This window comes from Bacillus sp. MT94 (genome assembly GCF_058792475.1).
In genome coordinates this window covers 93,347-105,818 of the sequence record NZ_JBXAEZ010000001.1, presented here as the reverse complement: position 1 = coordinate 105,818, position 12,472 = coordinate 93,347, and the positions used below count along the sequence as shown (strand labels likewise).

At 36.7% G+C, this 12,472-nt stretch carries 13 protein-coding genes and 1 other annotated feature; of the genes, 3 read left to right on the top strand and 10 right to left on the bottom strand.

Annotation, left to right across the window (positions count from 1 at the left end; all coding sequences use genetic code 11):
• Positions 1 to 26: 26 nt before the first annotated feature.
• The 5 genes from ilvD to ilvE are packed head-to-tail and all read right to left on the bottom strand — an operon-like array spanning position 27 to position 5,633.
• On the bottom strand, positions 27 to 1,700 hold the full coding sequence (gene ilvD, locus AC1Q51_RS00475; RefSeq protein WP_090976151.1) for a dihydroxy-acid dehydratase: 1,674 nt from the start codon (positions 1,698 to 1,700) through the stop codon (positions 27 to 29).
• A 46-nt stretch (positions 1,701 to 1,746) separates the two neighbouring features.
• Positions 1,747 to 2,754 carry a ketol-acid reductoisomerase gene (locus AC1Q51_RS00470; protein WP_000861143.1) on the bottom strand — a complete coding sequence of 336 codons (1,008 nt, stop codon included), beginning with the start codon at positions 2,752 to 2,754 and terminating at the stop codon, positions 1,747 to 1,749.
• Between the two features lie 14 nt (positions 2,755 to 2,768).
• On the bottom strand, positions 2,769 to 2,999 hold the full coding sequence (locus AC1Q51_RS00465; RefSeq protein ID WP_000019909.1) for an ACT domain-containing protein: 231 nt from the start codon (positions 2,997 to 2,999) through the stop codon (positions 2,769 to 2,771).
• On the bottom strand, positions 2,996 to 4,711 hold the full coding sequence (gene ilvB / locus AC1Q51_RS00460; RefSeq protein ID WP_492331430.1) for an acetolactate synthase large subunit: 1,716 nt from the start codon (positions 4,709 to 4,711) through the stop codon (positions 2,996 to 2,998). The genes AC1Q51_RS00465 and ilvB overlap by 4 nt, the downstream gene beginning before the upstream one ends.
• Positions 4,712 to 4,733: 22 nt before the next feature.
• A complete protein-coding gene (ilvE, locus tag AC1Q51_RS00455) occupies positions 4,734 to 5,633 on the bottom strand; it encodes a branched-chain-amino-acid transaminase (RefSeq protein WP_000528154.1) in 900 nt (299 codons plus the stop codon).
• A 151-nt stretch (positions 5,634 to 5,784) separates the two neighbouring features.
• Positions 5,785 to 6,024, bottom strand: a binding site (T-box leader).
• A 545-nt stretch (positions 6,025 to 6,569) separates the two neighbouring features.
• On the opposite strand from ilvE, the gene AC1Q51_RS00450 reads away from it, so the two are divergent.
• Positions 6,570 to 7,328, top strand: a complete 759-nt coding sequence (locus AC1Q51_RS00450) for an SDR family oxidoreductase (protein ID WP_492331302.1) — start codon at positions 6,570 to 6,572, stop codon at positions 7,326 to 7,328.
• Between the two features lie 90 nt (positions 7,329 to 7,418).
• On the top strand, positions 7,419 to 7,955 hold the full coding sequence (gene msrA / locus AC1Q51_RS00445; RefSeq protein ID WP_492331301.1) for a peptide-methionine (S)-S-oxide reductase MsrA: 537 nt from the start codon (positions 7,419 to 7,421) through the stop codon (positions 7,953 to 7,955).
• Between the two features lie 163 nt (positions 7,956 to 8,118).
• Here the strand turns inward: msrA and AC1Q51_RS00440 are convergent, their stop codons facing one another.
• The 5 genes from AC1Q51_RS00440 to AC1Q51_RS00420 all read right to left on the bottom strand — a co-directional run bounded on the left by AC1Q51_RS00440 (position 8,119) and on the right by AC1Q51_RS00420 (position 11,434).
• Positions 8,119 to 8,319 (bottom strand): hypothetical protein, encoded by a 201-nt coding sequence (locus AC1Q51_RS00440; protein ID WP_000913386.1) that lies wholly within the window; start codon positions 8,317 to 8,319, stop codon positions 8,119 to 8,121.
• A gap of 222 nt (positions 8,320 to 8,541) precedes the next feature.
• Positions 8,542 to 9,429: an RCC1 domain-containing protein gene (locus tag AC1Q51_RS00435; protein ID WP_025118568.1), complete on the bottom strand. Its 888-nt coding sequence runs from the start codon at positions 9,427 to 9,429 to the stop codon at positions 8,542 to 8,544.
• A 142-nt stretch (positions 9,430 to 9,571) separates the two neighbouring features.
• Positions 9,572 to 10,213 (bottom strand): FusB/FusC family EF-G-binding protein, encoded by a 642-nt coding sequence (locus AC1Q51_RS00430; protein WP_000387074.1) that lies wholly within the window; start codon positions 10,211 to 10,213, stop codon positions 9,572 to 9,574.
• Between the two features lie 110 nt (positions 10,214 to 10,323).
• Positions 10,324 to 11,010: a DUF421 domain-containing protein gene (locus tag AC1Q51_RS00425; RefSeq protein WP_001015543.1), complete on the bottom strand. Its 687-nt coding sequence runs from the start codon at positions 11,008 to 11,010 to the stop codon at positions 10,324 to 10,326.
• A gap of 160 nt (positions 11,011 to 11,170) precedes the next feature.
• A complete protein-coding gene (locus AC1Q51_RS00420) occupies positions 11,171 to 11,434 on the bottom strand; it encodes a CD3324 family protein (RefSeq protein WP_000878325.1) in 264 nt (87 codons plus the stop codon).
• A 326-nt stretch (positions 11,435 to 11,760) separates the two neighbouring features.
• Between AC1Q51_RS00420 and AC1Q51_RS00415 the strand changes: the two genes are divergently transcribed.
• Positions 11,761 to 12,465, top strand: a complete 705-nt coding sequence (locus tag AC1Q51_RS00415; protein WP_110496417.1) for a polysaccharide deacetylase family protein — start codon at positions 11,761 to 11,763, stop codon at positions 12,463 to 12,465.
• Positions 12,466 to 12,472: the final 7 nt, after the last annotated feature.

Here is a 12,472-nt window from a genome sequence, read left to right as displayed (position 1 = left end):
ATCATCCTTATCTCTTTTAAATTGGCTCAATCAAAATGTGGGATTTTCAGAACAGCCCCTGTATTCGCCGATGTTACCATTTGTGCATAACGTCCAAGCCAGCCAGTTTTTACTTTCGGTTCTGGTCGTTTCCATTCTTTTTTACGCTTTTCTAATTTTTCATCACTCACTCTTACTTCTAGTAAGCGTTCTTCAACATCAATACATACAATATCCCCTTGTTCAAGAAGTGCAATCGTTCCACCAGCTGCTGCTTCTGGTGAAATATGTCCTACTGAAATTCCACGTGAAGCTCCAGAGAAACGTCCATCCGTTAATAATGCAACCTCAGCACCTAATCCCATTCCAGCAATTGCTGATGTTGGGGCTAACATTTCTGGCATACCAGGGCCACCTCTTGGTCCTTCATAACGAATGACAACTACATCTCCTTTTTTCACTTTCCCAAGCATAATGCCAGCAAGTGCCTCATCTTGTGAATTAAAAATAACGCAAGGCCCTTCAAAACGCTTTACTTCTGTTGCACCGCTTTTAATAACCGCTCCATCTTTAGCAAGATTTCCTTTTAATATACGTAAGCCCCCCTCTTCACTATGAGGGTTTTCGAGAGAGTGAATAACCTCCTTATCTTTAATCTCTGCCTCAGCAATATTTTCTCTTAATGTTTGCCCAGTAGCAGTGATTCGATCAAGATGAAGTACTCCTTCTTTCCGGCTCATCTCTTTCAAAATTGCACTAATCCCGCCCGCACGATCAATATCTTCCATATGCCAATTTGAGGCTGGACTTACTTTACATAAATGAGGTACACGTCTTGAAACTGCATCAATACGGTTCATATCATAATCTAGTCCTGCCTCTTGTGCGAGTGCTAGCGTATGTAATACTGTATTCGTTGATCCACCCATCGCCATATCAAGTGCAAAAGCATCGTCAATTGCTTCTTCTGTTACAATATCACGCGGCTTAATATCTCTTTCAATTAAAATTTTCAATTTCTCTGCTGCTTGTTTAATTAACTCTTCGCGTCTTGGATCAATTGCTAAAATACTCCCGTTACCAGGAAGAGCTAAACCTAACACTTCACATAAACAATTCATAGAGTTCGCGGTAAACATACCCGAACAAGAGCCACAAGATGGACAGCCATGATCTTCAATATCTTTTAATTCTTCTTCTGAAATTTTCCCAGATTGATAAGCTCCTACTCCTTCAAAAACGGAACTCAGATCAACAACTTCCCCTTTAGATGTTTTTCCTGCTGCCATCGGGCCGCCTGAAACAAACACAGTCGGAATATTAATACGTAGTGCAGCCATCATCATACCTGGTGTAATTTTGTCACAGTTTGGGATACAAATCATGCCGTCAAACCAGTGTGCATTTACAACCGTTTCTACTGAATCTGCAATAATTTCACGACTTGGAAGAGAATAACGCATACCGATATGTCCCATCGCAATACCATCGTCAACTCCAATTGTATTGAATTCGAATGGTACCATACCTGCCGCGCGAACTGCCTCTTTTACAAGTTTCCCAAACTCGTTCAAGTGTTTATGCCCTGGAATAATTTCAATAAAAGAATTACAAATCGCTATGAAAGGTTTATCAAAATCTTCATCTTTCAAACCAGTTGCTTTTAATAAACTACGGTGCGGTGCTTTATCAAAACCTTTTTTAATCATGTCACTTCTCATCTTGTCAAATCCCCTCTTACATATTTTTCATTTATACTCTCTTACTCTATTTCTTTACTAATTCTTTCGGTGCATGAATCCAGCTCATCATTTCACGAAGCTCTGCTCCCACTTTTTCTAATTGATGATTTTGTTCTGCTTTTTTCATTGCGTTATACGTCGGACGCCCTGCTTGATTTTCTAAAATCCATTTCTTCGCAAATTCACCTTGCTGAATTTCTGTCAGAACACGCTTCATTTCCTTCTTCGTTTCATCTGTAACAATTCTCGATCCTGTTACATAATCTCCAAACTCTGCCGTATCTGAAATAGAATGGCGCATAGTCGTTAATCCACCTTCGTACATTAAGTCAACAATTAGCTTTAATTCATGCAAACATTCAAAGTATGCAATTTCAGGACGATATCCACCTTCCGTTAACGTTTCGAACCCGGCCTTCACAAGTGCAGTTACCCCGCCGCAAAGTACAGCTTGCTCACCGAATAAATCCGTTTCGGTTTCTTCTTGGAATGTCGTTTCAATTACCCCCGCACGTGTACACCCTACACCTTTTGCATACGCCAGTGCTACATGTAGCGCTGTTCCCGTCGCATCTTGATGCACTGCGACTAATGCTGGAACACCATTTCCTTCTTGAAATACACGGCGAACGAGATGACCTGGACTTTTTGGCGCGACCATCGCTACATCTACGTAACTTGGCGGATTAATTTGTCCGAAGTGAATGTTAAATCCATGTGAGAAAAGTAACATTTGTCCTTCACGAAGATTCTCTTCTACCTCTGCTTTATACACATGAGCTTGCTGTTCATCTGGCAATAACATTTGTACAACTTGTGCGGTTCGAACCGCTTCTGAAACAGACATTACTTCAAATCCATCCGCTTTCGCTACTTCATACGACTTACCAGGACGAACACCAACTACAACCTCTACACCAGAATCACGTAAATTTTGTGCTTGCGCATGACCTTGTGATCCATAACCAACTACTGCAACAGTTTTTCCTTGTAATAACTCTACATTTGCATCTTTTTCATAATATGTTTTCATATTCCATACACTCCTTATAATTTATTTACTTGCAGAACATCAATTAATTTTTTCAACTGACTAACAAGTAATGTCGCTTCATTTTCAGTACAAACTGCTGTGAGTTTCATTTCAGAAACACCACTAGTATCTCTTTCTTTTAAATGTAAAGAAGAAATATAATAACCACGCCGAGCAAAAATCCCACTTATACGTAATAAGACGCTTGGCTCGTTATGAATAACGAGTGAAAAAGTATGACTCATTCTTCCCACCTCTTCATAATCATTTCGTTATTCCCTTTGTTTGGCGGAACCATCGGAAATACGTTTTCACCTTCTTCTACACAAAAATCAACTACGACAGGACCTTCGTGAGCAAATGCTTCTAACATCACTTGTTTTGCCTCGGTTGAATTTGTTGCTCTTAATCCCTTTACTCCATAAGCTTCTGCTACTTTCACAAAATCTGGTGATCCAATTTTTGATTCTGATAAACGATTTTCATAAAACATTTCTTGCCATTGCCTTACCATCCCTAAAAATTTGTTATTTATGATAAATACTTTTAAAGGGATGTTATTTTCAGCAATTGTTTGTAGTTCTTGAATGTTCATTTGAAAAGAAGCGTCACCTGCAATACAAATGACAAGTTCTTCTTTTTTAGCTAGCTGAGCACCAATTGCTGCTGGAAAACCAAACCCCATTGTTCCTAATCCTCCAGAGGTAAGGAACATCCGAGGTTTTCTTGCTTTATAGAAGTGAGCAGCCCACATTTGATGCTGACCTACTTCTGTTGTGACAATCGCTTCACCATTCGTTAATTCACTTACTAAGTTGATCACATGCTGTGGTTTTAACTCAGATTCTTTTTGCTTATAAGAAAGTGGATATTCTTCTTTCCATGTCTTTACTTTCTGAAGCCATTCGTCTGTTTGTGTATAAATAGACATATGTAACAGCATGTGTAACGCTTTTTTTACATCACCAACAATCGGATGTTCTACAGTTACATTTTTATGAAACTCAGAAGAATCAATATCAATATGTACTTTTTTCGAGTTTGGAGAAAAAAGTTCTAATTTTCCTGTTACACGATCATCGAAGCGAACACCTAATGCAAGTAGTAAATCACATTCTGTTACCGCCATATTAGCAGCGTATGTCCCATGCATACCAAGCATCCCTAGAAACAATGGATCATCCGGTGGATATGCACCAAGTCCCATTAAAGTTGAAACGACTGGAATACGGTTCTCCCTTGCGAATTCGAAGAGTTCATCGGATCCACCTGAATGAATGACACCTCCTCCAATATAAAGAAGTGGACGCTTAGATTTTGAAATTGCTTTAGCCACCTCTCTAAGTTTCATGCTGTCTGGTACAAGTTCTGGTTTGTACCCCGGAATATCAACTTCTTCATTAAAGAAACTGGTGACTTTTGCATTTTGAACATCTTTTGGAATATCAATTAATACTGGTCCCGGGCGCCCGCTTTTGGCGATATAAAAAGCTTCTTGCACAATTCGTGATACATGATTCACATCACGAACCTGATAATTATGCTTCGTAACAGGTACTGTAATTCCGACAACATCCGCTTCTTGAAATCCATCTTTACCAATTAAAGGCGTTGCAACTTGCCCGGTAATGACAACTAAAGGAATCGAATCCATATAAGCGTCTGCTAAACCCGTAACTAAATTTGTCGCCCCTGGGCCAGAGGTAGCAAAGACTACCCCAACCTTTCCAGAAGCTCTCGCATATCCTTCAGCCGCATGAATGGCAGCTTGCTCATGACGAGTTAAAACATGTTTCAAACCACTTTCGTATAACGCATCGTATACTGGTAAAATCGCTCCGCCTGGATAGCCGAAAACGGTCGTTACACCCAATTTCTTCAAACATTGAATCACGTGCCCAGCGCCTGTCATTTCTTCATACTGTAACTTCTCATACGCTGTATACTGCTGCTTCATTTCCATTAACTCCTCTCCTTATTTATGCTAAGCTTTCCGTCAGCCCGGGAACACGTACTCCTCTTTCTCTCGTTAATTTTTTAAATTCTTCGGTCAATTGTTTCGTTACACTTCCTGGTTTCCCATCTCCAATTTCTCTGGAATCAACTTTTACAACTGGAATTAACTCCGCTGCTGTTCCTGTTAAAAATACTTCATCCGCTACATATACATCATGGCGAGTGAATGGTCTTTCCTCACACGGAATATTCAGTCGTTCACATAGCTCGATAACACTATTTCTCGTAATACCTTCTAATGCTCCTAAATAGGATGGCGGGGTTAGCACTTTTCCATCTTTCACAACGAAAACATTATCGCCAGAACCTTCACAAACATATCCTTGTTGATTTAACATAAGAGCCTCTAACACTCCTGCTTGTGCTGCTTCAATTTTTACAAGTACGTTATTTAAATAATTCATTGACTTAATACGTGGATCTAACGCATCTGGCGTATTACGTCTTGATGCAACAGATACAACGCTTAGCCCATTATCATAAAATTCTTGTGGGAATAACTTTAATTGTTCTGCAATGATAATTACGCTCGGCTTCACACAACTTCTCGGATCGAGCCCTAAGTCACCTTTTCCTCTTGAGACAATTAAGCGAATGTAAGCATCAGCGTATTCATTTTTTTGGAGTGTATGTAAAACTGCTTCTTCCATTTCTTCTACCGTCATTGGAATTGTTAGTAAAATAGATTTCGCTGATTCATATAATCGTTTCACATGTTCTTTTAAACAAAATACATTTCCTCCGTAACTACGAATCCCTTCAAATACACCGTCTCCGTATAAAAAACCGTGATCATATACTGAAACAACTGCCTTTTCTTTTTCTACAAATTCCCCATTCATGTAAATGTACTGGTTTCCCATCTCACATCGCTCCTCTTTTTTTCTCTATTTTTTGCAATCTATTTCTACATCGATTGCTGAGATGAGTATTTTTAACAGAATATTCAGTATATAAATCTTAAAAATATACTCGTCTCAACAATCGATTACTTACATACTTGTAGCAATCCATTGCTGAGACGAGGGAATCGTGGTACCACTCAGCTTCCTTATACTTCTCACGAAATATAAGCTCTGCAAGTCCAATTAGACTTTTGTTTTTCTATCGGGAACAACCCCGCTACTTTTTACTAGTTTTCAAAAGTAGTGCTCCAAGGTGATTTTCAATGAGTGAATTGTTACCACCCTCACAGCCTCGGGGCAGCTCTCTGAAACAATCTTTATCATTTACTCTCCTCTTCTACGCATTCTCTTCTTCTATTTTTAAAAATAAAAACTCTCGCCTCAGCAATCAACTACTACAATTTAGTAGCTTTGATTGCTGAGGCGAGAGTTTCGCGTTACCACTCAGCTTCCTTATACTTCTCACGAAATATAAGCTTTGTAGGTCCAATCAGACCTCCGTCCTTTTACCGGAGACGATGCCGCCGCCCTCTACTCAGTTTCCCTTTCGCAAGCGATGCTCCGAGGTGATCTTCAATGATTCGATTGTTACTACCCTCACAGCCTTGGAGTAGCTCTCTGAAACGATCATAATCATCTACTTTCCTCTTCTTTGCATATACAACATATAAAGTTAGAAAATTCTTAATTAACTTTTATTTGTTACACGTATTATAGGACGTTGTTCTTTTCCTTGTCAACATGTTTTTTCAAAAAAATCAAAATTAATTCTATTTATTTTTTCTCAAATCAAAATTGGAATGCATTACTTACATACACTCATATATTACTTAAGTATGTTTGCATTACTACATAAAGAAAAACTTATAAAGTTTATGAGGAGATGAGGAAACTATGTTAAAAGGGAAAGTAGCGTTAGTTACAGGAGCAAGCCGAGGAATTGGACGAGCAATCGCTAAACGTTTAGCAAATGACGGTGCATTGGTTGCTGTTCATTACGGTAATCGAAAAGATGACGCTGAAGAAACTGTTCATGAAATTCAATCAAATGGTGGCCAAGCTTTTTCTATCGGCGCAAATTTAGAATCCTTACACGGTGTAGAAAACCTTTATAAAGCTTTAGATACTGAATTACAAAAGCACACTGGTGAAATACAATTTGATATTTTAATAAACAATGCTGGCATTGGTCCTGGTGCTTTTATTGAAGAAACGACTGAACAATTTTTTGATAGAATGGTTTCAGTAAATGCAAAAGCTCCATTCTTTATCATTCAACTAGCACTACCACGTTTACGTGACAATAGCCGAATTATTAATATTTCATCCGCTGCCACCCGCATTTCTTTACCTGATTTTGTTGCATATAGTATGACGAAAGGCGCTATTAATACAATGACTTTTACGCTAGCAAAACAGCTTGGAGCACGAGGAATAACGGTGAATGCAATACTTCCAGGATTTATCAAAACAGATATGAATGCAGAACTCTTGAGCGACCCAATGATGAAGCAGTACGCTACTACTATTTCCGCTTTCAATCGCTTAGGTGAAGTAGAAGACATTGCCGATACTGCTGCATTCCTTGCTTCTCCAGACAGCCGCTGGGTTACTGGACAATTAATTGATGTGAGCGGAGGATCTTGTTTATAAAAAACATATATTTTCAAATCTTTTTTATTGCGCAATAAAACAATTTATATAATACTATATAAAACATATACATTTAGGAGGATTACAGCAATGTCCGAAAAAACATACGAACTCGCAACCTTCGCAGGCGGTTGCTTTTGGTGCATGGTAAAACCATTTGATGAACTTCCTGGTATTCATAAAGTACTTTCTGGCTATGCAGGAGGTCATGTAGAAAACCCAACATATGAACAAGTAAAAGCTGGAACATCTGGACATTTAGAAGTTGTTCAAATTACATTCGATCCTTCTATTTTTCCTTATCAGAAATTACTAGACTTATATTGGCCACAAATCGACCCAACTGATGATGGCGGACAATTTTTTGACCGTGGTCCATCTTATCGTACCGCTATTTTTTATCATAACGAAACACAAAAAGGGCTTGCTGAAAAATCAAAACAAGCTCTTGCAGAAAGCGGTATGTTTAAAGATCCAATCGTGACTGAAATTCGTCCTGCTGCACCTTTTTACGCAGCAGAGGAATACCACCAACATTTCTATAAAAAGAATCCAGAGAAATATGCTACTGAGCAAAAGGAATCTGGTCGTGAAGACTTTATTAAAGAAAATTGGCAAAAAAAATAATAAAAACGCATCGTGCTTTTTTAATACGATGCGTTTTTATTTTTGATAAAAGTACCATACAATGATGAGAACAACCGCTGTTAATGCCCAAAGCGCTACTTCATTTTTCACTCTACTCTTTTTCTTAGTCATTTCATCTCCTCCTAATAGCAATACAACGTATTCAAGATTTCCTCTGTTTCATTGTCCACCTTATATACATAAATACATCCTTACCAATCCTTATAACAAGACCACCAATAATTCCGATTGCAATTGAAATTACTAACATCTGTCCAAAGCTAAAAGAATTTGTGTACGTTATGTAGAGAACGATACATATAAGTAAAACATCCGGTAAAGAAAGCAAAAACTTTTTAAGCATTTCTTTATCTCCTCTATACTTTATTTATATCTTCTACTGTAATTTTGAAATATAGTTTGTTCAAAAATTCCATTTAGACCCTCATTTTATGAAAAATAATAAGAATCCCTTTTCAAAAGAGATTCTTATTCAGTAGATTTAAGTTTAATTATTTTCTACATATCCTATTCCATAATTACTCCTAAAATAGAATAATATTACTAATCATTTATTGTAAATTGACTATTTGCCAGGCAACCGAATGTCGCGCCAGCTACCTACATCGCATTGGCCAAATTCATTATTACCTACCGCGATCACCGTGCCGTCTGATTTTAGTCCGACTGTATGTGCACAACCAGCCGCTATCGCTACAATATCTCTCCAATCACTTACGTTACATTGACCATACTCATTCCAACCCACTGCCACCACGGTACCGTTTGATTTAAGTCCGATTGTATGATTCGTACCAGCCGCTATTGCTACAATATCTCGCCAGCCACTTACATCACACTGGTTATGTTTATCATTCCCCACTGCTGTTACCGTACCGTCTCGTTTAAGACCAACAGTATGAAGATACCCAGCCTTGACCGCTACAATACCTCGCCAGCTACTTACATTGCATTGACCATATCGATTATTCCCCACAGTCGTCAATGTGCCGTCCAATTTAAGACCGACTGTATGCCAGTCACCCGCTGTGACTGCCACAATACCTTGCCAACTGCTTACATTGCATTCTCCTTCTTTATTTCGGCCCACCGCTACTACCGTGCCATCCGATTTCAGGCCAATAGTACGACGCCACCCTGCCGCAACCGCTACAATATTATGCCAATCGTTTACATCACATTGTTCATGCTTATTCCAACCCACTGCTACCGCAGTACTGTCACATGTAAGACCGATTGTATGAGCATTACCCGTGTTCGTTGCCATATGAACATTGCCCACTGCGACTGCTTCAATATCTCGCCAGCCACTTACATTACATTCCCCTTCTTTATTCCGGCCCACCGCTACTACCGTGCCATCCGATTTCAGGCCAACTGTATGACAACGCCCCGCCGCTATCGTATCTTTAGGCCATCGCTTCACTTTTTCTTTCGATAAAAGGTAATCCATGTTTTACCTCCTTGCATATAAGCAACTGTATCATAATAGATATTTTTATCAAATTTCATTATAAATCTACATTTACAAAGAAAGCTTATTTTACTTCTTCAAAAAATAAAAACCTCCAGTTTAAATACTAGAGGTTTTCTCGTTATTTCTTCAAGCGTTCAATAAAATCGTTCAATTTATCTAGCGATTTCATATTCTGATTGCAAGCTACACCATCTTTGCAAATGTAGTTTCCCTTTTTAACGAAAGTTCCTGGTACATCGCCTTTAATTTCAACTAAAAACATTCCTACTTCTTCATGTCCATGACATAACGAACAAATGCTTTTTTTATTTAAACTTTGGAACGTTCCTTGCAGACCAACAAATTTATTTTTATCATTTTTCGCTATAATAAATTTCCTGCTTGACCCCTTATCAATCCAGCTTAAATAAGATATTTCTTTCATATCCATTTCTTCCATATCAGGAAGTTTTAACTTTTTCGCTTTAGGAAATAATTTTTTTAATGTTTGTGCTGTAACTTCTTGAAACGGAATTACATACGGATTTATTTTCATTAAAAATGATTCTGCATCTTCTCTATTTTGAACTGTTAATACCGTATCAATTAACTCTTTCTGTTCATCCGTTAAATTCTCAAATACATGTATTATCTTTTCAATCGCAAGCGATTTTAACGCTTGAATTACACCTCTATCATTTGCCGTTGCATGCCCGTTTGCTAAAATATAAGCTTGTGATTTTATAAAATTATATTGATCACTTCTAATAAACGCTTCCATCTTTATCACTCCATACAAATTGTTGATCTAGTTTTATTGTATACAATGATTACGTTTTTTGATATGTAAAAGATAACTTAGAAACAAACATTACATATATCACTTATTCTCTACCGCTGCATTTCCTGACAAAAGAAGCCATCATCTGTTTTCCATTCCGCATATAATACGTCTTCAAATTTAGTAATTCCTTTTTGCTTTATTTGTTTATAAAGCCATCCTTCATCAAATCCCGCTTCCCTCAAATTATCCTTAACTACTTTTCCATCACTAATTAATGAAATTGGTAAGTATACAGGCTTATGTTTTAAACTTAAATCATTTATAGTAGGAGATTCGTATTTACTTTTTTTCAGAACGCTTATGTTTCCGTTCGGTTCCAATATCATATATTCAACTTCTCGGATTGAAAATATATCTTTTTGTTGCCTAAGCATTTGTTGTAATTGGTTTATATCCAAATGATTTACGCTTAATTGTTCACGATCAATCTTTCCGTTACGAATAATAATTGAAGGATACCCTTCAAAAAACCTTCTTGTTCCTCTTACTTTTTGTGTTATCACTTCTATAGTATAAATTAAAATTACCCAAACAAATACTGAATATAAAATAGACCATACTTTAATTTTAGGATCATATATTGAATTTCCAACGAGCTCACCTAGGACGATTGCAGAAATAAAATCAAATGGTGTTAGCTGAGATATTTGTGTTTTCCCTAATATTTTTGTAGCAATTAATAGAACAAAAAAACCAACTAAAAGCTCTATCGTTATTTGTCCAATATGATTCATATATGTTCACCTTTCTACTTTTCAAGTGCTCTGTATACCATTTAATAAAAAAACGGCACATTTTTTCTATTATCATGCCCGTTCACACCTCATATATCCAATACACATAAAACAAAAAGAGTCTGATTCAAAGTAATATATGAATCAGACTCTTTTCCTCTTATTTAGAATACACAATCTTTTTAATCGTTTCCCCAGAAAGAAAATATTCTTCTGCAAGTTGATGAATAGCAATCCCACTTTTAAACGCTTCTTTAATTGCTTTATTTCTTTCATCTAGTTGTTTTCTTCCGCCAGATCGTGTACCCCATTTATAATGTTTCGTTTCTTGTTTCGGAATGTAAATTGTTTCACCTTGTATATACTTTTGAATTTCAGTAATTAAACTCTCTGGTAAAACAGCATTAGCTTTTACGTATTTCATTTCTGCTCGCCCCTTATTTTTTATGGTTCATTTCAATAAGGTGCAAAGCCAAATATAAAAAATGATACGAGCTCATATAGGCGATTGTATATTACTTGTCTACCTCACGCAAAGTATCGCCATTTCCATACTTGGCTTTGCATGAGACGTTGCAGTGTCTGGCAATTGAATTATAATCGCCATATAAACACCTCCTAATATACCTTTTGCATTTTATTATATGATAAATTCCTTCTCCTTGCATCCACACCCTTCTTAAAGCACGAAATTACTTAGTTTGATATAATACTTTTTAACTGAATTAAAAATCATTGTGAGGTTACATTATGAAGAAAAAAATTATCATTACAATCGTTACACTATTCTTTATTATCACGGCATTATTCGGAACATACAAATTGATGAACGCAAGAAGCTTTCAATTATTTGGAGATTTAACACAACGCGTAGAAACAAATGAAAAAGTGATTGCTTTAACTTTTGATGATGGCCCTACTAACAATGTAAAACAAATATTACCGCTACTAGATAAATACAACGCTAAAGCTACTTTCTTTTTAATTGGAAATGAATTAGAGCAAAATTTATCGTTAGGAGAAGCTATCGCGCAATCTGGGCACCAACTTGGAAACCATACATATTCTCATAATAGAATGGTTTTCAAAACACCTTCTTTTATTAAAGATGAAATAGAAAAAACGAATTCATTAATCCGCCAAACAGGATTTACAGACAAAATTGATTTTAGGCCCCCTAACGGAAAAAAATTAATTGGACTACCCTATTATTTAAATAAAAATAATATCGAAACCATTATATGGGATCTTGAGCCCGATACTTTTTATAAATCTGCAGCTGATAAAATTGAATATGTTAATAAAAATGTAAAACCAGGTTCTATCATTTTACTGCATTCTATGTATGATGAGTCTAATGAAAATTTTAAAACGATTGAAGGTATTTTAGATTCTTTATCTAAGAAGGGCTATCAGTTCGTAACAGTAAATGAATTGCAAAAAAGAGCAAAATAAAAAGATA

Coding starts and splice junctions, on each gene's coding strand:
- AC1Q51_RS00420 (WP_000878325.1), bottom strand. CDS start 11,434: ATGAAATACGTAAAAGCTAATGCTGTTTTACCAGAGAGTTTAATTACT.
- AC1Q51_RS00425 (WP_001015543.1), bottom strand. CDS start 11,010: ATGAATCATATTGGACAAATAACGATAGAGCTTTTAGTTGGTTTTTTT.
- AC1Q51_RS00465 (WP_000019909.1), bottom strand. CDS start 2,999: ATGAGTCATACTTTTTCACTCGTTATTCATAACGAGCCAAGCGTCTTA.
- ilvB (WP_492331430.1), bottom strand. CDS start 4,711: ATGAAGCAGCAGTATACAGCGTATGAGAAGTTACAGTATGAAGAAATG.
- AC1Q51_RS00415 (WP_110496417.1), top strand. CDS start 11,761: ATGAAGAAAAAAATTATCATTACAATCGTTACACTATTCTTTATTATC.
- msrA (WP_492331301.1), top strand. CDS start 7,419: ATGTCCGAAAAAACATACGAACTCGCAACCTTCGCAGGCGGTTGCTTT.
- AC1Q51_RS00440 (WP_000913386.1), bottom strand. CDS start 8,319: ATGCTTAAAAAGTTTTTGCTTTCTTTACCGGATGTTTTACTTATATGT.
- ilvE (WP_000528154.1), bottom strand. CDS start 5,633: ATGGGAAACCAGTACATTTACATGAATGGGGAATTTGTAGAAAAAGAA.
- AC1Q51_RS00470 (WP_000861143.1), bottom strand. CDS start 2,754: ATGAAAACATATTATGAAAAAGATGCAAATGTAGAGTTATTACAAGGA.
- ilvD (WP_090976151.1), bottom strand. CDS start 1,700: ATGAGAAGTGACATGATTAAAAAAGGTTTTGATAAAGCACCGCACCGT.
- AC1Q51_RS00430 (WP_000387074.1), bottom strand. CDS start 10,213: ATGGAAGCGTTTATTAGAAGTGATCAATATAATTTTATAAAATCACAA.
- AC1Q51_RS00435 (WP_025118568.1), bottom strand. CDS start 9,429: ATGGATTACCTTTTATCGAAAGAAAAAGTGAAGCGATGGCCTAAAGAT.
- AC1Q51_RS00450 (WP_492331302.1), top strand. CDS start 6,570: ATGTTAAAAGGGAAAGTAGCGTTAGTTACAGGAGCAAGCCGAGGAATT.